We start from the raw sequence: 25,003 nt of genomic DNA on the forward strand, positions 1-25,003 counted from the left end.
GGCGTCCCGTCACAGTCGGGCGAGGGCGGCGACCGCGCGGTCGACGGCGTCCCGGGCCGCCGCGGGGTCGGAGACGTCGCCGAGCAGCACGGAGAACGTCAGCAGCCGGCCGCCGTCCGTGGTGACGTGGCCACTGAGGGAGACCACGGTGTACAGCGTGCCCGTCTTCGCCCGGACGACCCCCTGGCCGGGGTGCTCGGGGGCGTCGTCGAACCGGTCGGCGAGGGTGCCGCCGCCGCCGGCCACCGGCAGGGCGCGGGCGCCGGGGGCGAGCGCCCCCGTGCCGTCCGTGGCCATCGCCCGCACTACGTGCTCCAGGGTGCGGGCGGAGAGGCGGTTGCGCAGGGACATCCCGGAGGCGTCCGAGAGCTCGGCACCGGCCGCCGGGACCCCGTGCGCTGCGAGGGCCTCGGCCGCGGCGGCGCGCCCGCCGGCGATGCTGCCGGGATGCCCGGCGGCCGCTGCCGCGAGCCGCGAGAGGACCTCGGCGAGGTGGTTGTCGGAGTCCTGGACCATGAGCCGCGCCTGCTCGGCGAGCGTCGCCGACTCCACGGCGGCCAGCTCCTCGGCCCCCGCGGGGGCGCGGCCCGGGGCGATCGTCACGGCCGGCGGCCCGCCGGGCCCGGCGGGCCGCAGCTCCCGCAGCTCGGCGGCGAGGACGGCGGCCACGTCCCGGGCGGGCTCCTGCGGGCGCGCGGCCCCCGGGCCGTCCCCGTCGGGGACGCGGTGGGACCAGAACGCCATGGGGGCAACGGGCCCGATCCGGCCTGCGGCGACGTCCTCCGCGGCCCAGGCGTCGTTGAGGGCGGGACCGGCGAACAGCCCGGCGTCCCACCGGACGGTGACCGGGCCCGTGATCCCGCGCGCGGCGAGCTCCCGCGCGGTCCGCTCGGCGAGGGTCCGGATGCCCGCCCGGCCCATGACCGCCGCGGGGTCGGAGCGGCCCGAGCTCAGGAGCGTGTCCCCGCCGGCGACGAGCACGACCGTGGCCGGGTCCTCCCCGGCGAGCACGCGCGTGCGCAGGCGCTCGCCGGGATCGGCGTGGGCGAGCAGCGACAGGAGCGTGACGAGCTTCTGGTTGGAGGCCGGGACCAGGGCCGCGTCCGCGTCCCGCTCCAGCAGCGGCTGCCCCGTGAGCGCGTCGGCCACGAGCGCCGAGCGGCGCCCGGCCGGGACGCCGGCCAGCGCGGCGTCCACCGCCGCCGCCACCTCCCCCGGGGCGGGCGCGGGCGCCGCCGGGTCCGGGCGGACGGCCCCGGCGGGCGCCGGCGGGTCCGCGGGCACGGAGCGCGCCGCGGACACGGCGTCCCCGCCCGGGCCCAGCAGCGGAGCCCAGTGCGGGTGCAGCCACGCGGCCACGCCCACGCAGCCGGCCGCGAGCAGGGCTGCGGCCGTGCGGGGGGCGGAGGCGCCGCGGCGCCGGGAGCTGCTCATGGCCCCATTCTGGCCTGTCCGCCCGGCCCGCCCCGGCCCGCCGCACGGGGCCGCCCGCGCCCGGCGGTTACCGCCGCCCGCGGGGCCCCGACTATCGTGGGGACGGATCTGCCCACCCCGACGGGGCGGTGCGGCCCTCCCCGGCCGCCGTCAGCCCTGCCCAGTCCTTCCAGCACGAGGAGAAGCACCATGGAGATGGACGTCACCATCGAGATCCCGCGGGGATCGCGCGTCAAGTACGAGATCGACCACGAGACCGGCCGCCTGCGCCTGGACCGCGTCCTGTTCACGTCCATGCAGTACCCGGCGCACTACGGCTACTTCGAGGACACCCTCGGCGAGGACGGCGACCCCCTGGACGCCCTGGTCCTGCTCGACGTCGAGATCGTCCCGGGGGTCATCGTCGAGGCCCGCCCGATCGCCGTGTTCAACATGAACGACGAGGCCGGCGGGGACGCGAAGGTCCTGTGCGTGTCCACCGACAAGCGCTACGACCACATCCAGGGCCTCGACGACATCGACGAGTTCAAGCAGAAGGAGATCCAGCACTTCTTCGAGCGCTACAAGGACCTCGAGCCCAACAAGTGGGTCAAGGGCGAGGGCTGGGAGGGCAAGGAGACCGCCGAGCGCCTCGTCGTGGAGGCCCGCGAGCGCTTCGAGCAGTCCCACTTCGAGTCGGCCGCCGAGGCCGAGGCGAAGGCCGACGCCACCGACTGAGCGCCGGCAGGGGCGCACCTCGGGAGGGCCGGGGACCGTGACGGTCCCCGGCCCTCCCGCACCTCCGGGATCTACTACTGCAAATACATGAATTCCGTTATATTCGGGAGTGGCCGGCTCCGCCGGCCCGTCGGCCCAGATGCATCCCCCCCATGGCATCCGGGCCGGCCGACCGGGATCGAGGTCTGCCGGTGAGCACCCGAGGGTGCCCGGCGGCGGCGGGGGTCCCCCCACCTGCGCCGCACCACCGATCTCTCCCGGTCCATCCCGGCGCCCGGGTCCCGGGCGCGGGGAGTCGGCCGGCAGGTCTGCGACCTGCCGGCCGATCCCCGTCCTGCTCCCGGTTCCTCGCCCGGCGCTTGTGACGTCCGGTCCCTGTGGTTCGATGGAGCCGGAACCGGGGACGGCCCCGGCCACGTCGAGAGGAAGCGCATGTTCCTGCTGGGCCCCGAGGCCGAGCTCGTCTTCTCGGCCAGCGACCTCGTGCGCGCCGCCGAGTGCCCGTACGCCGGGCTGTGCCTGCTCGACGAGCTGCTGGGGCGGGCGCCCCGGCGCCCGGAGCAGCGGGACGCCATGCTCGCCCGCACCGCCGAGCTCGGCGACGCCCACGAGCGCCGGGTCCTCGCGGACCACCTCCGCGCGTTCGGCCCGTGGGACCCCGCCACCGGCCGGGGGGTCCACGAGGTCGCGCCCGCCCGCCGCACGGACCGGGCCGGGCTCACCGCCAAGCACGAGCAGACGCTCGCCGCCCTGCGCGACGGCGCCGACGTCGTGTTCCAGGCATCCTTCTTCGACGGCGCCTTCCACGGCCGCGCCGACTTCCTGGTCCGGTGCCCGGACGGGTCCTACGCCGTGCACGACACCAAGCTCGCCCGGCACGCGAAGGTCACCGCCCTGCTGCAGCTCGCCGCCTACGCCGACCAGCTCGAGCGCGCAGGGGTCCCCGTGGCCCCCGAGGTCGTGCTCGTGCTGGGCGACCGGCGGGAGGCCGTGTTCCCGGTCGCGGAGCACCTCGCGGTCTACCGCGAGCGCCGCGAGCGGTTCGTGGCGGCGACCGCGGCCCACCGCGCCCGCGCCGCCGCGGTGGACTGGCAGGACGACGCCGTGGCCCGCTGCGGCCGCTGCGAGCGCTGCGCGCGCTCCGTCGCGGAGCACCGGGACCTGCTGCTGACCGCCGGCATGTCCGTGCGCACGCGCCGGACGCTGCGCGAGCAGCACGGCGTGCGGACCGTCGACGAGCTGGCCGTCCTGCGGGACCGGCCGGGCCACCGGCTGCCCGCCGCGCTGCGCCGGCTGCGGGACCAGGCGGCCATGCAGACCGGGCGCGGCGGGGAGGACGGGGCGGTCGACTACGTCGAGGGCGGCACGGCCCGCCGGGTGGCCTACCGGCTGCTCTCCACGGAGCCGGTCAGGCGGCTGCCCGCCCCGGACCCCGGGGACGTCTTCTTCGACTTCGAGGGCGACCCCCTGTGGCAGGACCCGCAGGACCCGACGTCCTGGGGCCTGGAGTACCTCTTCGGCGTCGTCGAGCAGCCCCCCTCCCCCGGCGCCGAGCCCGTGTTCCGGCCGTTCTGGGCGCACTCCCGCGCCCAGGAGCGGGAGGCGCTGCGGGACTTCCTCGACTACGTCGCCGCGCGGCGCCGGGCGCACCCCGGGATGCACGTCTACCACTACGCCAACTACGAGAAGGCCGCGCTGCGCCGACTCTCCCTGGCCCACGCGGTGGGCGAGGACGTCGTCGACGGGCTGCTGCGCGAGGGCGTGCTCGTGGACCTCTACGACACCGTGCGCGGGAGCCTGCGGCTGTCCGAGAGCTCGTACTCCATCAAGAAGCTGGAACCGCTGTACATGGGCGGGCGGCTGCGCGGCGGGGACGTCGTCGACGCGGGGGCCTCCGTGGTCGCCTACGCCGGCTCCTGCGCCGCGCGCGACGCCGGGCGCGCCGGGGAGGCCGAGCGGATCCTCGCCGGGATCGCCGACTACAACGCCTACGACTGCCTCTCCACCCTGCGGCTGCGCGACTGGCTGCTCGGGCTCGCCGGGATCTCCCCCGACCCGGCCGCCCACCGGGGCCGGCCCGTCCAGGAGGTGCTCGCGCTGCCGGAGCCCGTGCCCGGGGAGCAGGTCCCGGACGGCGAGCAGCGGCTGCGGGCGTTCCTCGACGAGCCCGGCACCCTGCAGCTGCTGGGCGCGCAGGAGCGCACCGCCGTGGCCATGGTCGCCTCGGCCACCGGGTACCACCAGCGGGAGCGCAAGCAGTACTGGTGGTCGCACTTCGACCGGCTCGAGGGCCCCGTGGAGGACTGGGAGGACGCCCGCGACGTCGTCGTGCTGCACCGCGTCGCGGTCCTGCAGGACTGGGCCCCGGACCCGGAGCGGCCCCGCGCCGCCCCGACCCGGCTGCTGCGGGCCACCGGCCGGCCCGGCCGCGGCACCGTCCTGCGCCCCGGGGCGAAGGACCTGTTCCTGATGTACGCCCCGCCCGTGCCCCCGCACCTGGCCGAGGACGCCGCGCGGCGCGCGAGCGGGCGCTCCGGGGAGTGGACCGCGGCCCTCGAGGAGCTCGAGGAGCACGAGGACGGCACGGTCGTGCTCACGCTGCGGGAGCGGCTGCGCCGGCCGAGGGGCGCTCCCGCGCCCGAGCCGTGGGCCGCGCTGCCGATGGCGCTGACCCCGGCCACGCCCCTCGCGACCGCCGCCCTCGAGGAGTCCCTGCAGGCGCTCGCCGCGCGCACCGCCGACGCCCTGCCGCAGCTGCCCCGGCACCCGGGGCTGGACCTGCTGCTGCGCCGCCCGCCGCGCCCGGCCGGCGGCGAGGCGCTGCCCGCCCCGCACGGCGGCCCGGGCGGGACCGTCGACGCCGTGGTGGACGCGCTGGCCGGCCTCGACCGCGGCTTCCTGGCGGTGCAGGGCCCGCCCGGCAGCGGCAAGACGTTCCTGGGCTCGCACGTGGTCGGCCGCCTCGTGGACGCCGGGTGGCGGATCGGGGTCGTGGCGCAGTCCCACGCCGTGGTCGAGAACCTGCTCTCCGGGGTGGCCGCGAAGGGCGGGGTCGACCCGCAGCGGATCGCCAAGAAGCCGGCCACGGGCGAGCCCGCGGACCGGCCGACGCCGTGGCAGAAGGTCGCCGGCAAGGACTTCGCCCGCTTCCTGGACGAGGGCGGCGCCGTCGTGGGCGGCACCGCCTGGGACTTCTCGAACGGGAAGCACCTCGACGACGAGGCCCTGGACCTGCTCGTGGTCGACGAGGCCGGGCAGTTCTCCCTGGCCAACACGCTGGCCGTCTCCCGCGCCGCCCGGCGCCTGCTGCTGCTGGGCGACCCCCAGCAGCTGCCCCAGGTCTCCCAGGGCACCCACCCGCTGCCCGTGGACGAGTCGGCGCTCGGCTGGCTCTCGCACGGCGCCCCCACGCTGCCGGCCCGGTTCGGCTACTTCCTCGACCGCACGTGGCGGCTGCACCCGCAGCTGTGCGAGCCCGTCTCGGAGCTCTCCTATGCCGGGCGGCTGCGCTCGGCCCCGGCCGCGGCGGGCCGGGAGCTGACCGGCGTGGCCCCCGGGCTGCGCACCTGCTACGTCGACCACGCCGGCAACGTCACGGCCTCCCCCGAGGAGGCCGAGCGCGTCGTCGCCCTCGTGCGGGAGTTCGTGGGCACGCCGTGGCGCCCCGCCCCGGACGCGGAGCCCGTGGCGCTCGGGCCCGGGGACGTGCTCGTGGTCGCCGCCTACAACGCGCAGGTCGAGCTCATCGGCCGGGAGCTCGTGGCCGCGGGCCTGCGCGACGCCGACGGCGGCGGGGTCCGCGTGGGCACCGTGGACCGGTTCCAGGGGCAGGAGGCGCCCGTGGTGATCGTGTCCATGGCCGCCTCCGCGCCCGAGGGACCGCGCGGCATGGAGTTCCTGCTCATGCCGAACCGGCTCAACGTGGCGGTCTCGCGCGGGCAGTGGTGCGCCGTCCTCGTGCGCTCCCCCGCCCTCACCGACTACCTGCCCGCCACGCCCGAGGGGCTGCAGGTGCTCGGCCGCTTCACCCGGCTGTGCCGCCGCGGGGAGCCCGCGGGGACGCCGTGAGCGCCGGCAGCTCCGCCCGCGTGCCCTACGTCCTGCACTTCGAGGGCAGGACGGTGGTGCTCGGCGAGCCGGCCCACCTCGAGGAGCTCGACGCCCTGCTGCGCTCCGGCGGCGTCGACACCCGGCCGACGTACTGGCACGGCATGCGGGCGCACGAGCCCGGCGCCGCGCTCAACAGCGTGGGCACGGACCTCACCGCCGGGCAGTTCTGGGACCGGGTGGACGCCGGGGTCTTCGCCGCCGCGCGGTGGCCCGTGGACGTCGACGGACCCCTCTACCTGCCCGCCCCGCCGGGGTGGCTGCAGCGCGCCCGCGCGTGGGACTACGACCCCGTGGCACCGGCCCTGGGCGCCGCCGAGCCCGGGGGCTGGCTGCGCGTGCCCGGGTGGGCGGGCACGGAGAACAACGACGCCGGGGCGCCCGTGGGGCTGCTCCAGCTCACCGACCCGGGCTCCTTCTGGGTGCTCGGCTCCGACGCCGACGTCCTGGAGGTCGCCGAGATCGGCAAGGAGCTGGCGCGCTACCGGCTCGGCTTCGACCGGCTCGCCGCCTACTTCGGCCCCGACGACCGGATCGGGTGCCTGCGCCTGCCCCTGCTGTGCCGGGAGCCCCTCGAGGACGAGCTGATCGCCCGCGGGGTGGACATCGAGCCCCGGTTCTGGGAGTGAGCCGCGTCCCGGCCGCCCCGGGAGCCCCGGTGGCCGATACTGGGAGCGTGTACGTCGTGACCCTCGACCAGCGCCGCCGCGGGGGCGGCGACCCGGCAGCCCTGGTGCGCCGGCTCGCGTCCCTGGACGCCGTGGTGCCGTTCCAGCGCGCCCGGGAGCACACGGTGCAGGGCATCACCGGCGGCCCCGCGGCGGCCGTCGAGGCGGCGCTGGCGGGGCTGCGGGGCGGGGCGTGGAGCGTGGGGATCGGCGTGGGCCCGGTCCACCTGCAGACGGCCGTAGACGAGGAGGGTCGCGCGGGGCTGCGCGCCGAGGGCCCCGGCACGGTGCACGGGCGGGCGGCGGCCGGTGCGGCGCTCGGCACGGCCCGGGTGCCGGTGTGCGTCGCGGCCGCCGACGCGCCGGCCGCTGCCCAGGCGCAGGCCGTCCTGCGGCTGCTCGGGCGGATCGTGCTGGAGCGCAGCGAGGCGGAGTGGCGCGTCGTCGACCTGCTGGTCCCCGGGGCACGGGGGCAGCAGAAGGTGGTGGCCGCGGAGCTCGGTATCACCCCGCAGGCCGTGTCCAAGGCGGTCGCCCGCTCCCTGTGGCAGGACGAGTGGGACGCCCGCCCCGCGGCGGCGCGGCTGCTGGGCCTGTGCGAGCCCGGGGAGCCGGGCACGGGCCCCGTCCGCGCGTAGGCCCGGCGCTCGGTGCCGGGCGCCGCTCAGAGCAGGGAGCGCAGAACCGCGGCGACGCCGTCCTCGTACACGCTGTGCGTGACCTCGTGGCAGGCGGCCGCGACCTCGTCCGGGGACTGGCCCATGGCCACGCCCCGGGCGGCCCAGTCGAGCATCTCGATGTCGTTGCGCCCGTCGCCGACCGCGACGGTGTGGGAGGGGTCCACGCCGAGCCGGCGGCGGACCTGCTCCAGGGCGCTGGCCTTGGTGACGCCGCTGGCCGCGATGTCCAGCCAGGCGCTCCAGCCCACGGAGTAGGTCACGCCGTGCAGGCCGGCCTCGTCGATGGCCTCGGCGAACTCCTCCGGGGTGTGCTCCGTGCTGTAGACGACCATGCGCACGGCGTCCATGCCGGCCAGCTGGTGGAGGTCCACGCCGACGGCCTCGATCCCGAAGGAGGGGTCCTGGAAGCGCTCGGTGGAGTAGAACGAGCCGTCCGCGGTCTCGAGGGCGAACTTCGCGGTGGGCAGCCGCTCCTCCAGCGCCACCAGGGCCTGGCTCGGGTCGAAGGACACGCACTCCAGCACGCGGTGGTAGTCGGGCAGGCCGGGGTCGAGCTCCAGGGTCATCCCGCCGTTGGAGCAGATGGCGTAGCCGCGCTCCTGGCCGATGAGCTCGATCACGGGCAGGGTGGCGCCCTTGGAGCGCCCGGTCGAGATGACCACGTGGTGGCCCGCGGCGAGCACGGCCTGCGCGGCCTCGCGCACCGCCGGGGACATGTGACCGTCGTGGTCCACGAGGGTGCCGTCGACGTCGAGGGCCACGAGGTACTGGACGCCCGCTTCCTTCTTCCACCCGTTCGAGCGCGGCGGGTGGACCTTCAGCGGGATCCGGACGTCAGCGGCGGAGCGCTGGCGGGCGGGAGCGGTGGTGCCACCGGCCGTGTCCGTGAGGTCCTCCGAGTGCTCGACCTTCAGCGGGACGGTGGAGTTGATGCCGACGAGTTCGTGCTGGTCCTCGGTGCCAGCGATCTTCTCTTTTGTCATGCGGGTCATGGTGCCACATCAGTCCGACAGGATGACCATGATTTCGGTAAGAGATGAATTCGCGTCGAACAGTGCACCACAAGTGGGGACGGCTCAGCGCAGCACCGGGATGGTCTCCTGGCCCCGCAGGTACGGCCGCAGCGCCTCGGGCACGCGCACGGAACCGTCCGGCCGCTGGTGCGTCTCGAGGATGGCCACCAGCCACCGGGTGGTCGCGAGGGTCCCGTTGAGCGTGGCCACGGCCCGGGTCCCGCCCTTGCGCACCTTCCCGTCGGGGCCGGTGGTGTCGGCCGTGCGCTCGCGGACGTTGAGCCGGCGGGCCTGGTACGTGGTGCAGTTGGAGGTCGAGCTCAGCTCGCGGTAGCGGCCCTGCGTGGGCACCCAGGCCTCGCAGTCGAACTTGCGGGCGGCCGAGGTGCCGAGGTCGCCGGCCGCGGTGTCGATGACGCGGTAGGCCAGCTCGCACCGGGCGAGCATCTCCTCCTCCCAGGCGAGCATCCGGGCGTGCTCGGCCTCGGCCTCCTCCTGCGCGCAGTAGACGAACATCTCGAGCTTGTTGAACTGGTGCACGCGGATGATGCCGCGGGTGTCCTTGCCCCCGGAGCCGGCCTCGCGCCGGTAGCACGAGGACCACCCGGCGTAGCGCAGCGGGCCCGCGGAGAGGTCGAGGATCTCGTCGGCGTGGTAGCCGGCCAGGGGCACCTCCGAGGTGCCCACCAGGTACAGGTCGTCCTTGCCGACGTGGTAGATCTCGTCCGAGTGGGCGACGTCGAAGCCGGTCCCGCTCATGATCTCGGGGCGCACCAGGCTGGGGGTGGTCACGGGGACAAAGCCGTTGTCCAGGGCCAGGTCCTGGCCCATGAGCAGCAGCGCGGTCTCGAGGCGGGCGACGTCCCGCTTGAGGAAGTAGAACCGGGCGCCGGAGACCTTGGCCCCGCGCTCCATGTCGATGCCGTCCACGAGCTCCCCGATCTCGAGGTGGTCGCGGGGCTCGAAGCCCTCCCCGGCGAAGTCGCGGGGCTCGCCCACCGTGCGCAGCACCGTGTAGTCGTCCTCGCCCCCGGCGGGCACCCCGTCCAGGACGAGGTTCTCGACGACGGCGACGAGCTCGTCCTGCCGCGCCCGGGCGGCCTCGGCGGCCGCCTGGGCCCCCTTGACGCGCGCGGCGAGGTCCTTGACCTCGGCGAGCAGGGCCGTCTTCTCGTCGCCCTGGGCGCGGGCGACCTTCTTGCCGAACGCGTTCTGCTCGGCGCGCAGAGCCTCGTGCTCGGTGATCAGGGTGCGGCGCTCGACGTCCGCCTCCAGGATCCGGTCGATCAGGGAGACGTCGGCCCCCCGGGCGCGCTGGGAGGCGCGGAAGACGTCGGGGTTCTCGCGGAGCTGGTTGATGTCGATCACCCGAACAGCGTACCCAAGACGGGCGCGGGGACCGGGTTAGGCTGTGAGCACTGCGGATGCCCGCGGCGCCGCGGCACGTGCGCCGCGCCCGGACCCGTCCCCGACCCCGAGGAGCTCCTCCGTGACCGCACACCCTCCCGCTCCCCAGCGGGTCGCCGTCGTGATCAACCCCATCAAGGCCGACGCCGACGTCGCGCGGGACGCCATCGTCATCGCGTGCCGCAAGGGCGGGTTCCCGGACCCCGTGTTCTTCGAGACCGCGGAGGACGACCCGGGCTTCTCCATGACGGAGCGGGCCCTCGAGCAGGGCTTCGACCTCGTCCTGGCCGCCGGCGGGGACGGCACCGTCCGGTCCGTGGCGGAGGTGCTCATGGGCCACGACGTCCCGCTGGGGCTGCTGCCGTTGGGGACGGGCAACCTCCTGGCCCGCAACCTGGGCGCAGATCTCGGCGACCCGCACCGCAACGTGGACATCGCCCTGTTCGGCGACGAGCGGGCGATCGACATGGCCAGCTTCCGCGTGGAGCTCGAGGACGGGCAGGTGCAGGACCACGGCTTCTGCGTCATGGGCGGGGCGGGCTTCGACGCCCAGATCATGACCGACACCAAGGACGAGCTGAAGAAGCTCGTCGGCTGGGCCGCCTACGGGGAGGCGGGCGTGCGGCACCTGTTCGCCCCTCCCCGCTGGGCGCGGTTCCGGATCGACGACGGCGAGTGGCAGAGCCGCCGGGTCCGCTCCATCATGGCCGCCAACTGCGGCATCCTCACCGCGGGCATGATCCTGGTCCCCCAGGCGAAGATCAACGACGGCGTCCTCGACGTCGTGGTGATGTCCCCGCGCAGCACGCTGGAGTGGGCGCTGATGGCCGCGAAGGTCGTCTTCCGGCAGCGCCGGGACCTGCCGGTGATCGAGTTCTTCACCGGCCGGAAGGTGCGCGTGGAGTTCCACGAGCCCATCGAGTCCCAGGTCGACGGGGACGGCACCGGGGTGATCCGCGCGTTCGAGTCGGAGATCCGCCCGGGCGTGCTCTCCGTGCGGGTCCCGCCGTCGCAGGCCGACTGAGGCCGGCCGCGCCCGTCCGTCACGCCGTGCCCGGCGGGGCCTCCCCCACGGGCCGCGCGCCCCGGGGGCCGAGGCCCTGCAGCCCCGCCACCCACGCCTGGGCGTCGCGGAAGGCCCCGTCCGAGTGGTGGTCGGCGACGGCCGCCGGCTTCCGGTCCGCGCGCGGGTAGGAGCCGAGGAACCGGGTGCTCGGGCAGACCCGGCGCAGGCCCACCAAGGCGTCGGCCACCCGGGCGTCGTGGATGTGCCCGTCGACGTCCACGCTGAAGAAGTACTCGCCGAGGTAGTTGCCCGTGGGCCGGGACTCGATCCGCGAGAGGTTGACCCCGCGCGTGGCGAACTGCTCGAGGATCTCCATCAGTGCACCGGCCCGGTCCTCCCACAGGGGGATGACGAGCGTCGTGCGGTCGGCCCCCGTGCGCGGGGGCAGGGGCGCGTCCGGCGGCGCGACGAGGACGAACCGGGTCACGGCGCCGCGGTTGTCGCCGATGTCCTGCGCGAGCACCTCCAGCTCGGGGTGCTGCTGGACGACCACGGGCGAGCAGACGGCGGCGTCGAAGCCCGGCGCCTCCCCGGCCCGTCCCGGCAGCAGCGCCAGCGCGGCGGCGGCCGTGGAGGACGCGGGGACGTAGCCGGCGCCGGGCAGGTGCGCCTCCATCCAGCCCCGCACCTGCGCCCAGGCGTGGGAGTGGGTGGAGACGGTCCGCACGTCGGACAGGGCCGTCCCCGGCGGCGCCACGAGGACGAACCGGACGGGCACGAGGGCCTCCCGCACGATGCGCAGCTCCGTGCCCGTCGCCACGGCGTCGAGGGTGACCGTCACCCCGCCCTCGACGGAGTTCTCGATGGGCACCATGGCGGCGTCCACCTCCCCCGACCGGACGGCGGCCAGCGCGACGGGCACGGAGGACACGGGGACGCGCTCGGCCTCGCGCGCGCCCTCCACGCCCAGCAGCGCGGCCTCGGTGAAGGTGCCGGCGGGGCCCAGGTAGGCGTACCTCACCGGACGGTCGGCGTCTCGCCGGTCTCGGAGACCATCGGCTTGCCGGCGTCGGCCCACGCGCCCATCCCGCCCAGCACGTTGATCGGGTCGAAGCCGTACTGCTGCAGGTAGGCCGTGGCCTTGAGGGAGCGCCCGCCGGAGCGGCAGATCACGTACACGTCCTCGTCCACGGCGACCTCGCCGTAGCGCTCGGGGAGCAGGCCGAGCGGGATGTGCTGGGCGCCGGCGATGTGCCCGGCCTCCCACTCGAAGTCCTCGCGCACGTCCAGGACGCGCGCGCCCTCGGGGATCTCCTCGACCGAGGCGCTGGGGAGGTTGTCGACGTTGTCCATGGTCGGGGTCCTCTCGTGGGGAACGGGTTGTCCGGGCACCAGCCTAGTTCCCGGGCGGGCGCAGGATCCCCACCCGGGCGGAGCCGCCGGCGCCCCGGCGGGGACCCGCCCGGGGACTAAGCTGTCCCCGGTCCGCGAGCGCGACGGGAGGAGGCCCCATGATCACGGTCGCGCACGTGCTCGGGCTGCCCGGCCTGGGCCTGGAGGCGGTGGTCGAGGGGGACACCGGCGCCGCGGTGAGCTGGGTCGCCACGAGCGAGCTGGCGGATCCCACGCCCTACCTCGAGGGCGGGGAGATCGTCCTGTTCACGGGCATCGACAGCGCCGTCCGGCGGCGCTCCTGGCCCGACTACGCGCGGCGGCTGGCCGGCAGGGGCGTGGTGGCCCTCGGGATGGGGGTAGGGGAGCACCTGTCGTACACCGGCGTGCCCGATCCCCTCGCGCAGGCCTGCCGCGAGGCGGGGCTGACGCTGTTCCGCGTGCCCGAGCGCACGCCGTTCCTCGGGATCATCCGGGCGGTGGCCGACATGCGGGCCGCCCAGGAGCGGACGGACCTGGAGGCGATGCTGTCCATGCAGCGGGCGCTCACGAGGGCCGCCGTGGGCGCCGACGGCCCGGCACTGGTCCTGCGCTCCCTGGCCTCCCAGCTGGAGGGCTGCTGGGTGGCCGTGTGCACCGCGGACGCCGAGGTCGTGCGCCAGTCCGGTCCCCCCGTTGCCGTCCTGCCCTCGGACCGGACGCTGGGCGAGCTCGTCGGCCGCCTGCGCTCCGCCCGGCTGCGCGGCTCGCTGAGCGAGTCCGGGCCGCGCGGGAGCATCGCCATCCACCCCCTCGGGGTCCAGGGCACCCCGCAGAGCTACCTGGTCGTCGTCCTGCCCCGCGCCTTCGAACGGCTCGAGGTCGCGGTCATCACCACCGCGGTGGCCCTGCTCTCCCTGCACGCGGAGAGAGCCGTGGAGCAGGCCCTGTTCCGGCGCAGGATCCGGGCGGGCGCCCTCTCCCTGCTGCTGAGCGGGGACGTGCGCTCCGCGGACGCGCTGCTGGCCGTCGCCGGGACCGGGAGCTGGTCGGCCACGGCGCGCCGCGTGCGGGTCGTGCGGCTGCGCGGCGGCACCGACCAGCTCCAGGAGGGGATCCGCCGGATCGAGTCGTACGTCGACAGGACCTCCCGCCCGGTGCTGGTCGGCACGCCGACGGCGGAGGCCTCGGGCGAGGAGAGCGCCGCCGTGCTCCTGGAGGACCTGCCCGACCAGCTGGCCGAGCTGCGCGGCGTCGTCGAGCTGTCGGGCCTGCGCGCCGGCATCGGCGGCGCGGCGGACGTCCACGACGCGCGCACCAGCGCCCGCGAGGCCCTCGAGGCACTCGAGCGCACCTCGGCCCGGCACCGCATCGGCGCGTGGGAGGACGCCGTGGCGGGCGGCATCGCGGGGCTCCTCCCGCCCGGGACGGGCCGGATCTACGCCCAGGAGCTGCTCCGGCCCGTCCGGGAGCGCGAGGACGGCGGCGAGCGGCTGCTGCCCGTCCTGCGCACGTTCCTCACCCACAACGGCAACCGGCGGCAGACCGCCGCGGAGCTCGGGATCCACCGCAACACCCTGCTGCAGCGGCTGCAGTCGATCGAGCAGGCCCTGGGCCGGTCGCTGGAGGACCCCCAGGTGCGAGCCGAGCTGTGGATCGCGCTCCAGCTGGCCGGGACCTGAGCGCCCTCCGCCACTGTCCACCATGCACAATTAACAGGCACTTTTTGTCACACATGCTGAACGGCTGTGACGCTAGTCTCAGCGTGTCGGCACAGGTCGGCGGCCCCCGCTGCGGGGCCCGCCCGTCCCCGCGGTGCACCGCCGCGCCGTCGACGCCGTTCCCTTCCCGCACGCCCAGCAAAGGACAGCCGATGACGCCGAACGTTCTTCCCTTCCCGGAGGTCGTGGACGGGAGCCTGAGCCCCGGCGGACCGCTCGGGGACGCCCAGGCACAGTTGGCCGCGGCCGTGGCCACCCTGGGCTACGAGCCGGGCCTGCACGAGATGCTCGCCCGCCCGCGCCGGGAGATGACCGTCTCCGTGCCGCTGCGCCGCGACGACGGGTCGGTGGAGATCCTCACCGGCCACCGCGTCCAGCACAACTTCTCCCGCGGCCCGGCCAAGGGGGGCCTGCGCTTCGCGCCCAACGTGGACCTGGACGAGGTGCGCGCCCTGGCGATGTGGATGACCTGGAAGTGCGCCCTGCTCGACGTCCCCTACGGCGGGGCCAAGGGCGGGGTCCGCATCGACCCCCGGAACTACTCCCAGGCCGAGCTGGAGCGGGTGACCCGCCGCTACACCTCCGAGATCCTGCCGATCATCGGGCCGGAGCGCGACATCCCCGCCCCGGACATCGGCACCGACGAGGCCACCATGGCCTGGATGATGGACACCTACTCGGTCTCCTCCGGCTACACCGTGCCCGGAGTGGTCACCGGCAAGCCCGTGTCCCTGGGCGGGTCCCTGGGCCGGGCCTCGGCCACCTCGGCCGGCGTCGTGCACGTCGCCCTGGCCGCCCTGGCCCACCGCGGGGTCCCGGTGGCCGGCGCGACCGCGGCGGTGCAGGGCTTCGGCAAGGTCGGCGCCGGGGCAGCACAGTTCCTGGCCGAGGCCGGGGTGACCGTCGTGGCCGTGAGCGACCAGTACGGCGCCGTCCACGCCGCGGGCGGACTCGACGTGCCCGCCCTGCAGGCCCACGTGGCGGACACCGGCAGCGTCGTCGGCTTCGGTGGCGGCGAGGTCCTGGACCCGCCGGCGCTGCTGGAGCTCGACGTGGACCTGCTGGTGCCCGCCGCCGTCGAGGGCGTCCTGCACGGCGGCAACGCCGCCCGGGTGCGGGCGAGGATCGTCGTGGAGGGCGCCAACGGCCCCACCACCGGTGAGGCCGACCGGATCCTGGACGAGGCCGGGGTGCTGGTGGTGCCCGACATCCTCGCCAACGCCGGCGGGGTGATCGTCTCCTACTTCGAGTGGGTGCAGTCCAACCAGGCGTACTGGTGGTCGCGGCAGGAGGTGGACGACCGGCTGGAGCGCCGCATGCTCCAGGCGTGGGACGGCGTGCTGGCCACGGCCGGCGCCCGCGGTCTCACGCTGCGCGAGGCCGCCACCGTCACCGCGGTCGAGCGGGTGGCCGACGCCCACCTCACCCGGGGGCTCTATCCCTGAGCACCGGCGCGGACGGCAACACCCCGGCAACACCCGCACCCTACCCTGATGCCACGACCTGGCATCCGCCGGACGGAGGACCTCCTCCGGCGCCTTAAGATGGACGGGCGGGCCCAGTGCTGTCGCCCGCCCGTCCGACCATCCCTGTGACGCACCCGAGGCACCGGCGCCCGGTGTCGAAGCGTCGAGCAAGAGAGGCTGTACAGATGAGCATCACGGACAAGGCTCCCGGCACCACGAGCGGCATCGACCGGGCCAGGATCGAGGAGGTCCTGGGCAAGACCCCGAAGGGGCTGCTGATCAACGGGGCCTGGCGCGACGCCTCCGACGGGGGCACCTTCGAGGTGGAGAACCCGGCCACCGGTGAGGTCATCGCCACCCTGGCCTCCGCCACCCGGGCCGACGCCGCCGCGGCCATGGACGCCGCCGCGACCGCCCAGGAGGGGTGGGCCCGCACCTCGGCGCGGTCCCGGTCGGAGATCCTGCGTGCGGCCTTCGACCTGGTTCAGGAGCGGGCGCAGGACCTGGCGCTGCTGATGACCCTGGAGATGGGCAAGCCCTTCGCGGAGGCCCTGGGGGAGGTGAAGTACGGGGGGGAGTTCCTGCGCTGGTTCTCCGAAGAGGCCGTGCGCGACTACGGCCGCTACGTGGAGTCCCCCGAGGGGAACCTGCGGATGCTGGTCACCCGCAAGCCGGTGGGCCCGTGCCTGCTGATCACCCCGTGGAACTTCCCGCTGGCGATGGCCACCCGCAAGGTCGCCCCGGCCGTGGCCGCCGGGTGCACCATGGTGCTCAAGCCCGCCCGGCTGACCCCGCTGACCTCCCAGTACTTCGCCGCCCTCATGATCGAGGCCGGGATCCCGGCCGGGGTGCTCAACGTCGTCTCCTCCGCCTCGGCCGCGGACGTGTCCGAGCCGATCATGGCCGACCCGCGGCTGCGGAAGGTCTCCTTCACCGGCTCCACCCCGGTGGGCAAGCAGCTGATGAAGGCCGCCACCGACCAGGTGCTGCGCACCTCCATGGAGCTGGGCGGCAACGGGCCGCTGATCGTCTTCGAGGACGCCGACATCGACAAGGCCGTGGCCGGGGCGATGGCGGCGAAGATGCGCAACATGGGCGAGGCCTGCACCGCGGCCAACCGCCTGCTCGTCCACGAGGACGTCGCCGAGCAGTTCGTGGCCAAGCTCGCCGAGCAGATGGGAGCCCTCACCGTCGGCAACGGCGTGGACGAGGGCGTGCAGGTGGGGCCGCTGGTGGAGGCCAAGGCCCGCGACTCCGTGGAGGCCTTCGTGGCCGACGCCGTCGAGCGCGGGGCGAAGGTCGTGGTGGGGGGTGCGCGGATCGAGGGCCCGGGCTACTTCTTCGCCCCGACCCTGCTCACCGACGTGCCCCACGACGCGCGGGTGGTGCGCGAGGAGATCTTCGGCCCCGTCGCCCCCGTGGTCACCTTCCGTGACGAGGACGAGGCGGTGGCGCTGGCGAACGCCACCGAGTACGGGCTGGCCTCCTACGTGTTCACCGAGAACATCTCGAGGGGCCTGCGGATCGGGGACCGCATCGAGTTCGGGCTGATGGGCCTCAACGTCGGGGTGATCTCCAACGCCGCCGCCCCGTTCGGCGGGGTCAAGCAGTCCGGGCTGGGCAGGGAGGGCGGGGCCGAGGGCCTGGCCGAGTACACCACCACCCAGTACATCGGCGTCGAGAACCCCTGGGGCACCCTCCCCCCGGCCGCACCCGGCACCCCCGCCTGAGACCGGCCCGGCACGAACACACTCCACATCGGTGCGGTCGCCGCAGGACGCGGCGGCCGCACCCGTTCCCGAAAGGACTGACCGTCATGACCCAGACCACGTCCGAGGTCCAGTACCGGATCGAGCAGGTCCGCCGCGTCGAGGGCACCCTGCCCGGGCCCCGGTCGCGCGAGCTGTCCGAGCGCCGCTCCGCGGCCGTCGCCTCCGGCGTCGCCTCCTCCGTGCCCGCCTACGCCGCCGACGTCGACGGCGGGATCATCCGCGACGTCGACGGCAACCAGCTGATCGACCTCGGCTCCGGCATCGCCGTGACCACCGTGGGGGGCTCCGCCCCGGCCGTCGTCGCGAGGGTCAAGGAGGCCGTGGAGCACTTCACCCACACCTGCTTCATGGTCACCCCCTACGAGGGCTACGTGACGGTCGCCGAGAAGCTCGCCGAGCTCACCCCCGGCGACCACCCCAAGAAGGCCGCGCTGTTCAACTCCGGCTCCGAGGCCGTCGAGAACGCCGTCAAGATCTCCCGCCTGCACACCGGGCGCCAGGCGATCGTCGTGTTCGACCACGCCTACCACGGCCGCACCAACATGACCCTCGCCATGACCGCCAAGGTCCTGCCGTACAAGCAGGGCTTCGGCCCCTTCGCCGGCGAGGTCTACCGCGTGCCCATGTCCTACCCGTTCCGCGACCCCGAGGGCATGACGGGCCAGGAGGCCGCCCGCCGCGCGCTGCTGCAGGTGGAGAAGCAGGTCGGCGCGGACAACGTGGCCGCCGTCGTGATCGAGCCCATCCAGGGCGAGGGCGGCTTCATCGTCCCGGCCGAGGGCTTCCTGCCGGCGCTGTCCGAGTGGTGCACCGCCAACGGCGCCGTGTTCGTCGTCGACGAGGTCCAGTCGGGCGTCGCGCGCACCGGCGAGTGGTTCGCCGTCGACCACGAGGGCGTCGTGCCCGACCTGATCACCGTGGCCAAGGGTGTCGCCGGCGGCATGCCGTTGTCCGGCGTGGTCGGCCGCGCCGAGATCATGGACTCCGTCCACGCGGGCGGCCTCGGCGGCACCTACGGCGGCAACCCCGTGGCCTGCGCGGCGGCCCTGGGGGCGCTGGAGACCATCGAGGAGTGGGACCTGATCGCCCGCGCCCGCCGGATCGAGGAGATCATCCGCGAGGAGCTGTCCCCGCTGGTGGAGGAGACCGGCATCATCGGCGAGATCCGCGGCCGCGGCGGCATGATGGCGCTGGAGTTCGTGCAGCCGGGCGGCAAGGAGCCGAACGCGGACGCGGCCAAGGCCATCGCCGCGGAGTGCCTGGAGCAGGGCGTCGTCATCCTGACCTGCGGCACGTTCGCCAACATCGTGCGCCTGCTCCCGCCGCTCGTGATCGGCGAGGACCTGCTGCGCGACGGCCTGCAGGTCTTCGCCCGGGCCATCCGCAACGCGGCCCGGTAGGCTCTCCGCCCGCTCCGCAGGGGCCCGTCCGACCGGCACGCGCCCGGGCCGGACGGGCCCCTGCGCGCACTGCGGGTCAGGCCGAGCAGCGCTGCTGCAGTTCCCGCAGCTCCCCGACAACCTCGGTGAGGCGGCGCTCGCCCTGGCGGAAGCCGTCGACGGCGTCCCGGACCTCGCGGATCTGCCCGGCCAGCTCGGCGGGGGCGGTGTCGGCGAGGGCGGTGAGCTCCTCCAGCAGCCCCAGCGGGTCCTCCCCCAGCCGCTGCGGCGCCGTGCGGGCGGTCTCGACCACCCGGGCGCACGCCCGCCGCTCCGCGGCCTCGGAGGTCCCCGGGGACGCGGAGCCCGACCCGGACGAGGCGTCCGAGGACGACGACGGCGGGGGCGCCGGGGCGCCCCCGCCCAGGGAGCAGCCGCTGAGCGCCAGGAGCAGGGCGGCGGCCGCCAGCGGTCGCCGGGCGGCGGGACGGGTGGTCGGCACGGCGGGGCCTCCTGGGGCGCACGGGGACGGGTGGGCCTCACCCTACTAGCCTGGGTCCAGCACCCGGCGGACGACGGGGTGCCGCCGCGAGGACAGGAGCCGCCGTGACCGGGATCGGAGACCTCACCGCCGTGGAACTGCGGGACGAGCTCGCGCGGGGCGGACTGGGCGCGGTCGAGACCGCCGCGTTCTTCCTCGCCCGCATCGAGGAGCGCAACCCCGCACTGGGCGCGTTCGTCCACGTGGCCGCCGGCCCCGCCCTGGACCACGCCCGCGCCCTGGACGCTCTGCCGGCCGGGGCGCCCCGCGGTCCGCTCCACGGCGTGCCGCTCGCGGTCAAGGACCTGCACGACGTCGCCGGGCTGCCCACGACCTACGGCTCGGCCGCCGTCACCGGGGCCGGCGCCCCGGCCGCGGCGGAGGACGACGACCTCGTGCGGGTGCTCGACGCCTCCGGCGCCGTCCTGCTCGGCAAGACGCAGGTGCCGGAGTTCGGTCTCAACTGCTACTCCGAGAACCTCGTCGCCCCGCCCGCCCGCAACCCGCACGACCCCTCGACGGGCGCGGGCGGCTCCTCCGGGGGGCAGGCGGCGGCCGTCGCGGCGGGCATGCTCCCCCTGGCCCCCGGCTCGGACGGCGGCGGCTCGATCCGGATCCCGGCCGCCGTCTGCGGGCTCGTGGGGCTCAAGCCCAACCGGGGCCGGGTGCCCACCGCGGACGCCCAGTCCGACGCGGCGCAGCTCGTGGTCAACGGCCCGATCGCGCGCACGGCCGAGGACGCCGCGCTGCTGCTGGACGTGCTGTGCGCCCCGGCCGCGGGACCGGCCCACGGCAACGTGGTGCACCGGGCCGTGGGCGCCGCCCCGCAGCGCTCCTTCCTCGACGGGGTGCGCGCCGTCCGGCGGGGCGAGCTGCCGTGGGGCGGGCGGGCCCTGCGGATCGGGGTCTCCACGGCGTCACCGTTCGAGTCGGCGTACGACATCGCCGTCGCGCCGGAGGCCCGGGCGGCCCTCGAGGCGGGGGTCGCGCGGCTGCGCGCGGCCGGCCACGAGGTCGGCGACGCCGAGGTCGCCTACGCGCCCGAGTACCCGCAGGCGTTCTTCGACGTGTGGACCACGTCCATGGGCACGGTGCCCCTGCCGGAGGGCGGTGCCCTGCGCCTGACGGGGCTGGCCACGGCGTTCCGCGAGCGCGCCCTGGACCGCTCCGCCGTGGAGCTCGCGCGGGCGGTGGCCGCCCTGCGGCGGATCGAGCAGGACGTGGTGCGCCAGTATGCCGCCTGGGACATGGTCCTGACACCGGCGCTCGCCATGACCCCGCGCCCGCTGGGCTGGTACTGGGAGGGCCACGACCTGGCGGACCCGGCGGGCGCCGACCAGGACTACCGCCGCCAGTGCCAGTACACGCCCTGGACGTCCCTCGTGAACGTGACCGGCCTGCCCGCGGTGACGTTCCCGACCCTGTGGACGCGGGCGGGCGGCGCCGCCGCGCCGACCGTCCCGATGGGCGTGCAGCTCATCGGCCGGCCCAGCGCGGAGGCGCAGCTGCTCGCCGTCGTCGCCCAGTTGGAGGACCAGGGACTGCCGGTCCACCGCCCCTGGCGCTAGGAGTGGCCCAGGGCCACGTCTCCCCCCTCGGGGTCGTCGCCCGGCTCGGGGCTGTCCGTGTCCTCGACGGCCCCGGGGTCCTCCTCGGGCTCGAAGCCGGACGGGTTGTCGTCGGCCGTCAGGCCGATGCCCTGGTCGTTGTCGGGGATGGTGCCCTCCGGGCCCTTGCCCCCGCCGTTCTCCTCGGTGGCCTCGCTCATGCCGTCCTCCTGGCGGTGTCGGTGACTGCTCTGTCGGTGACTGCCCGGTGCTGACTGCCCGGTGGTCTCATCCTGGCCCACCGGCCGCCGATCCTCCACCCCCGGACGAAGGAGGACCCCGGCGCGCAGGAGGACCCCGGGCGTGCGGCCACGGGCGGTCGCTCCCGGGGCGGCGGGCGCGGGGCCGGCTGCGCCGGCCCCGATCGGCGGAGGACGCGGTGCTCGTCCGGCCGCGTGCTACCCGAAACGGGCCGGAGGCTGGAAGACTGTGGGCCATGACCAACCGTGCGGGCACCGTCGCCCAACCCAGTGACCTCGTCGACCTCGGCGCTCTCCTCGACGCCTACACGGACGTCGTGCCCGACCCCTCGGACCCGGGCCAGCGCGTGGCGTTCGGGACGTCCGGGCACCGGGGCTCGTCCCTGAAGGGCTCGTTCAACGAGCAGCACATCGCCGCGATCACCCAGGCCATCGTGGAGTACCGCGCCGGCCAGGGGATCACCGGGCCGCTGTTCATGGGCAAGGACACCCACGCCCTGTCCGGACCGGCCCAGGACACCGCGCTGGAAGTGCTGGCCGCCAACGGCGTGACCGTCCTGCTGGACTCCCGCGACGGGTTCGTGCCCACCCCGGCCCTGTCCCACGCGATCCTCACCCACAACTCCGGCCGCGCCCAGGCCATGGCCGACGGCATCGTCATCACCCCCTCCCACAACCCGCCCGCCGACGGCGGGTTCAAGTACAACCCGCCCAACGGCGGACCCGCGGACACCGACGCCACCGAGTGGATCGCCGGGCGCGCCAACGAGTACCTGGAGAACGGCCTGTCCGGCGTCCGGCGGGTCCCGCTCGAGCAGGCCCGCTCCGCGGAGACCACCGGCGGCTACGACTACCTCGAGGAGTACGTGCGGACGCTGCCGGAGATCATCGACCTCGACGTGGTCCGGGCCTCCGGCCTGCACATCGGCGCGGACCCCATGGGCTCGGCGTCCGTGGCCTACTGGGGCGAGATCGCCCAGCGCTTCGGGCTGAACATGACCGTGGTCAACCCCGCGGTGGACCCGCAGTGGGCGTTCATGACCCTGGACTGGGACGAGAAGATCCGCATGGACTGCTCCTCCCCCTCGGCGATGGCCTCGCTCATCGGCAACCGCGACAAGTACGACATCGCCACCGGCAACGACGCCGACACCGACCGGCACGGCATCGTCACCCCGGACGCCGGGCTGATGAACCCCAACCACTACCTGGCGGTGGCCATCGACTACCTCTTCCGCCACCGCACCGGGTGGTCCCCCGACGCGGGCATCGGCAAGACGCTGGTCTCGTCCTCGATCATCGACCGGGTCGCGGCGTCCCTGGGCCGCCAGCTCGTGGAGGTGCCCGTGGGCTTCAAGTGGTTCGTGCCCGGGCTGCTGGACGGCTCGATCGGCTTCGGCGGCGAGGAGTCCGCCGGGGCGTCCTTCCTGCGGATGGACGGGTCCGTGTGGTCCACCGACAAGGACGGGATCATCCTCGCCCTGCTCGCCTCGGAGATCACCGCCCGCACCGGCAGGACCCCGTCGCAGCGCTACGCGGAGCTGACCCAGGAGTTCGGCGCGCCCGTCTACCAGCGCATCGACGCGCCCGCGACCCGCGAGCAGAAGGCCGCCCTGAAGAAGCTCTCCCCCGCCCAGGTGGAGACCGACGTCCTGGCGGGCGAGCAGATCACCGCCAAGCTCACCAACGCCCCCGGCAACGGCGCGGCCATCGGCGGGCTGAAGGTCACCACGAAGAACGCGTGGTTCGCGGCCCGCCCCTCCGGCACCGAGGACGTCTACAAGATCTACGCAGAGTCCTTCCTGGGCGAGGAGCACCTGGTGCAGGTGCAGCAGGAGGCCAAGGCCCTGGTGGACGCCGTCATCGCCTGACGCGCCTCAGGCGGTCGCCGGCAGCACCCAGACCGCCTCGGCGGCGAGCACCCCGACCTCGACGACGACGCCGCCGATCGTCACCGCCACCGCCCCGGCCGGGGCCCCGTGCTCCCCGAGCACGAGCTCCGCGCCGGGGCGGATCCCGGCGCCGCCCAGCCAGCGCAGCAGCGCGGGGTCGGCGTCGGAGACCCGCGCCACCGTCACCGTGATCCCGGCGGGCACGTCCGCCAGGGGCACGGCCGCGGCGGACGCCACCGAGCCGTCCCGCCGCGGGATGGGATCGCCGTGGGGGTCCCGGTCGGGGTGCCCGAGCAGGGCGTCGAGGCGGGCGACGAACTTCTCGCTCACGGCGTGCTCGAGCACCTCGGCCTCCTCGTGCACCTCGTCCCAGGCGTAGCCGAGCCGGCCGGTGAGGAAGGTCTCCAGGATCCGGTGCCGGCGCACCATCTGGACCGCCGCCTCGCGGCCGCGGTCGGTGAGGGCGATCTCGCCCGCGCCCGGGCGGCGCACCAGCCCCTGGGCCGTGAGCTTCTTGACGGCCTCCGAGACGGTGGACGGGGACAGCCCCATCCGCTGGGCCAGGGTGGTGGTCGTGACGGCCTCCGGCGACCACTCCTGGGCCAGCCAGATCGTCTTCAGGTAGTCCTGGACGGACCGGCTGAGCTCCTCCGCGCGCATCCGTCCAGGCTACCCACCCCCGGACCGGGAGGGGCCGGGGCGCGGGCTCAGCGGGCCCGGAACTTCGCGCGCTTGTGCGAGCCGTCGCAGAAGGGCTTGATGGCCGAGGCCCCGCACCGGCACAGCGCCACGGTGGCGCGCCCCGGGTCGAGCGGGCGGTCGTCGCCGTCCAGCAGCTCGTAGGCGCCGCGCACCAGCAGGGGCCCGTCGGGGCAGACGGTGATCGTCACGGGCTCCGGCGCCTCGGCGGGCTCCTCCGCCGCCGGCTCGGCGCTCACGAGACCAGCTCCTCCGCACCCGCCCGGGCCGGGTCCCCCGCGGCGGGGCGCAGCGCCGAGCGCCCCGCCTCCCAGCACGCGAGCGCCTGGCCCGCGGCGAGCGCGTCGAGGTGCAGGACGCAGCGCGCCCCGAAGAAGACGTCCGCCGCCACGTCCGGGTCGTCCACCACGAGCCCGCCGGCCATGTCGCGGGCCGCGATCTGCTCGTGGGCGGCGTCGGCCACCACGTGCTCGTCGTAGTACGCGGCGACCGCGGGCAGCCCAAGCCGGCGGAAGCCGCGGGCCAGGAACTTGGAGGGCTCCGAGGACTGGATCTCGTACATCGCCAGGTGCCCGACGATCGCCCCGCGCAGCCGCCGGTGCAGCCCGAAGAGCGAGACCGCGTTCACCCCGGCGAGCCACTCGGCGGGCACCCGGTCCACGGCGGCCCCGTAGGCGTCGTCGAGGCCGGCCTCGCGCATCCCCGCCGCGAACAGGGTGGCGTGCACCCGCTGGGGGTTGCCGCCCCCGTACTCGTCGGCCTGGATCTCCACGAGCGCGGCCTTCGCCCGCCCGCGCAGCCGCGGGATCGCCCAGGTGTGGGGGTCGGCCTCCATGAGCTGGTAGACGGACTTCAGCTGCAGGAACTCCCGGGCCTGCCCGGTGTCGGCCCGGCCGGAGAGGAACCGGGCGAGGCTGGGCCCGTCGTCGTCGGCGGCCATGGCGAACAGCGCGTCCGCGACCGCCTGCGGGGTCCGCGGGACGGCGTCCCCGGGCACCTCCGCGCGCAGCTGCGCCTCGAGGGCGCCGGCCAGGACCTGGCGCGCCCGGGCGATCTCCGGGTGGGCCTCCCACCGGTCGTCGACCCCGTCGACCCCGAGGTAGTGCAGGGCGTGCAGGACGAACAGCCCGAGCTGGACGTCCTCGTCCGCGCTCACCGCGTCCGCCCGGGACACGGCGGCGCGGGCCGCCTCCGGGAGGGCCGCGGACCGGCGCTCCGCCTCCACGGAGCCCGGGGCCTCGCGCAGGACCGCGAGCAGCTCCTCGCTGAACGGGCCGCGGGGCTGTGGTTGGCGCATGTCGACTCCTGTCCGATCCGGGCACG

21 protein-coding genes are annotated in these 25,003 nt (G+C 75.4%); 11 read left to right on the forward strand and 10 right to left on the reverse strand.

The annotated features are described in order from the left end of the window. Positions 1–9 precede the first annotated feature (9 nt). Positions 10–1,434, reverse strand: coding sequence for a D-alanyl-D-alanine carboxypeptidase/D-alanyl-D-alanine endopeptidase (dacB, locus tag M3185_RS08505; RefSeq protein ID WP_251333231.1), 1,425 nt, complete (start codon positions 1,432–1,434; stop codon positions 10–12). A gap of 189 nt (positions 1,435–1,623) precedes the next feature. Between dacB and M3185_RS08510 the strand changes: the two genes are divergently transcribed. The 4 genes from M3185_RS08510 to M3185_RS08525 all read left to right on the forward strand — a co-directional run bounded on the left by M3185_RS08510 (position 1,624) and on the right by M3185_RS08525 (position 7,564). Then, positions 1,624–2,151, forward strand: a complete 528-nt coding sequence (locus M3185_RS08510) for an inorganic diphosphatase (protein WP_251333232.1) — start codon at positions 1,624–1,626, stop codon at positions 2,149–2,151. 432 nt (positions 2,152–2,583) lie between these two features. Then, on the forward strand, positions 2,584–6,219 hold the full coding sequence (locus M3185_RS08515; RefSeq protein WP_251333233.1) for a TM0106 family RecB-like putative nuclease: 3,636 nt from the start codon (positions 2,584–2,586) through the stop codon (positions 6,217–6,219). After that, on the forward strand, positions 6,216–6,887 hold the full coding sequence (locus M3185_RS08520; protein ID WP_251333234.1) for a hypothetical protein: 672 nt from the start codon (positions 6,216–6,218) through the stop codon (positions 6,885–6,887). The genes M3185_RS08515 and M3185_RS08520 overlap by 4 nt, the downstream gene beginning before the upstream one ends. A 47-nt stretch (positions 6,888–6,934) precedes the next feature. Further along, positions 6,935–7,564 (forward strand): hypothetical protein, encoded by a 630-nt coding sequence (locus tag M3185_RS08525; protein ID WP_251333235.1) that lies wholly within the window; start codon positions 6,935–6,937, stop codon positions 7,562–7,564. A gap of 26 nt (positions 7,565–7,590) precedes the next feature. Here M3185_RS08525 and M3185_RS08530 read toward each other — a convergent pair whose 3' ends face one another. Together M3185_RS08530 and serS are read right to left on the reverse strand one after the other, a co-directional pair. Beyond that, positions 7,591–8,598: an HAD family hydrolase gene (locus M3185_RS08530; protein ID WP_251333236.1), complete on the reverse strand. Its 1,008-nt coding sequence runs from the start codon at positions 8,596–8,598 to the stop codon at positions 7,591–7,593. Between the two features lie 84 nt (positions 8,599–8,682). Then, entirely contained in the window at positions 8,683–9,987 is a 1,305-nt protein-coding gene (serS, locus tag M3185_RS08535) for a serine--tRNA ligase (RefSeq protein ID WP_251333237.1), read from the reverse strand. Positions 9,988–10,108: 121 nt separating this feature from the next. Between serS and M3185_RS17370 the strand changes: the two genes are divergently transcribed. Continuing rightward, entirely contained in the window at positions 10,109–11,050 is a 942-nt protein-coding gene (locus M3185_RS17370) for a diacylglycerol/lipid kinase family protein (protein ID WP_251333238.1), read from the forward strand. A 19-nt stretch (positions 11,051–11,069) separates the two neighbouring features. On the opposite strand, the gene pheA is transcribed toward M3185_RS17370, so the two are convergent. Beyond that, on the reverse strand, positions 11,070–12,053 hold the full coding sequence (pheA, locus tag M3185_RS08545) for a prephenate dehydratase (RefSeq protein ID WP_251333239.1): 984 nt from the start codon (positions 12,051–12,053) through the stop codon (positions 11,070–11,072). After that, positions 12,050–12,385, reverse strand: coding sequence for a rhodanese-like domain-containing protein (locus M3185_RS08550; RefSeq protein WP_251333240.1), 336 nt, complete (start codon positions 12,383–12,385; stop codon positions 12,050–12,052). The genes pheA and M3185_RS08550 overlap by 4 nt, the downstream gene beginning before the upstream one ends. Positions 12,386–12,543: 158 nt before the next feature. Here M3185_RS08550 and M3185_RS08555 point away from each other — a divergent pair, with 158 nt between their 5' ends. The 4 genes from M3185_RS08555 to gabT all read left to right on the forward strand — a co-directional run bounded on the left by M3185_RS08555 (position 12,544) and on the right by gabT (position 18,762). Further along, positions 12,544–14,085 (forward strand): PucR family transcriptional regulator, encoded by a 1,542-nt coding sequence (locus tag M3185_RS08555; RefSeq protein WP_251333241.1) that lies wholly within the window; start codon positions 12,544–12,546, stop codon positions 14,083–14,085. A gap of 191 nt (positions 14,086–14,276) precedes the next feature. Beyond that, the gene (locus M3185_RS08560) at positions 14,277–15,569 is read left to right on the forward strand and encodes a Glu/Leu/Phe/Val family dehydrogenase (protein ID WP_251333242.1); all 1,293 of its coding nucleotides are present in this window, start codon (positions 14,277–14,279) and stop codon (positions 15,567–15,569) included. A 206-nt stretch (positions 15,570–15,775) separates the two neighbouring features. Further along, positions 15,776–17,320 (forward strand): NAD-dependent succinate-semialdehyde dehydrogenase, encoded by a 1,545-nt coding sequence (locus M3185_RS08565; protein WP_251333243.1) that lies wholly within the window; start codon positions 15,776–15,778, stop codon positions 17,318–17,320. A gap of 86 nt (positions 17,321–17,406) precedes the next feature. After that, complete coding sequence (gene gabT, locus M3185_RS08570; protein WP_251333244.1) at positions 17,407–18,762, forward strand: 4-aminobutyrate--2-oxoglutarate transaminase; 1,356 nt, start codon at positions 17,407–17,409, stop codon at positions 18,760–18,762. A 76-nt stretch (positions 18,763–18,838) separates the two neighbouring features. Here gabT and M3185_RS08575 read toward each other — a convergent pair whose 3' ends face one another. Beyond that, on the reverse strand, positions 18,839–19,243 hold the full coding sequence (locus M3185_RS08575; RefSeq protein WP_251333245.1) for a hypothetical protein: 405 nt from the start codon (positions 19,241–19,243) through the stop codon (positions 18,839–18,841). A 104-nt stretch (positions 19,244–19,347) separates the two neighbouring features. Between M3185_RS08575 and M3185_RS08580 the strand changes: the two genes are divergently transcribed. Then, positions 19,348–20,850 carry an amidase gene (locus M3185_RS08580; RefSeq protein WP_251333246.1) on the forward strand — a complete coding sequence of 501 codons (1,503 nt, stop codon included), beginning with the start codon at positions 19,348–19,350 and terminating at the stop codon, positions 20,848–20,850. Here M3185_RS08580 and M3185_RS08585 read toward each other — a convergent pair. After that, complete coding sequence (locus tag M3185_RS08585) at positions 20,847–21,050, reverse strand: hypothetical protein (RefSeq protein ID WP_251333247.1); 204 nt, start codon at positions 21,048–21,050, stop codon at positions 20,847–20,849. The two genes, M3185_RS08580 and M3185_RS08585, sit on opposite strands and share 4 nt — an antisense overlap. A 275-nt stretch (positions 21,051–21,325) precedes the next feature. Here M3185_RS08585 and pgm point away from each other — a divergent pair, with 275 nt between their 5' ends. Next, complete coding sequence (gene pgm / locus M3185_RS08590) at positions 21,326–22,960, forward strand: phosphoglucomutase (alpha-D-glucose-1,6-bisphosphate-dependent) (protein WP_251333248.1); 1,635 nt, start codon at positions 21,326–21,328, stop codon at positions 22,958–22,960. Between the two features lie 6 nt (positions 22,961–22,966). On the opposite strand, the gene M3185_RS08595 is transcribed toward pgm, so the two are convergent. The 3 genes from M3185_RS08595 to M3185_RS08605 are packed head-to-tail and all read right to left on the reverse strand — an operon-like array spanning position 22,967 to position 24,977. Beyond that, complete coding sequence (locus tag M3185_RS08595; protein ID WP_251333249.1) at positions 22,967–23,641, reverse strand: metal-dependent transcriptional regulator; 675 nt, start codon at positions 23,639–23,641, stop codon at positions 22,967–22,969. A 47-nt stretch (positions 23,642–23,688) separates the two neighbouring features. Then, a complete protein-coding gene (locus tag M3185_RS08600) occupies positions 23,689–23,919 on the reverse strand; it encodes a CDGSH iron-sulfur domain-containing protein (protein ID WP_251333250.1) in 231 nt (76 codons plus the stop codon). After that, on the reverse strand, positions 23,916–24,977 hold the full coding sequence (locus M3185_RS08605) for an iron-containing redox enzyme family protein (RefSeq protein ID WP_251333251.1): 1,062 nt from the start codon (positions 24,975–24,977) through the stop codon (positions 23,916–23,918). Before M3185_RS08605 ends, M3185_RS08600 begins: the two co-directional genes overlap by 4 nt. Positions 24,978–25,003 lie beyond the last annotated feature (26 nt).

This window comes from Kocuria rosea (genome assembly GCF_023715525.1).
Classification (GTDB): domain Bacteria; phylum Actinomycetota; class Actinomycetes; order Actinomycetales; family Micrococcaceae; genus Kocuria; species Kocuria rosea_A.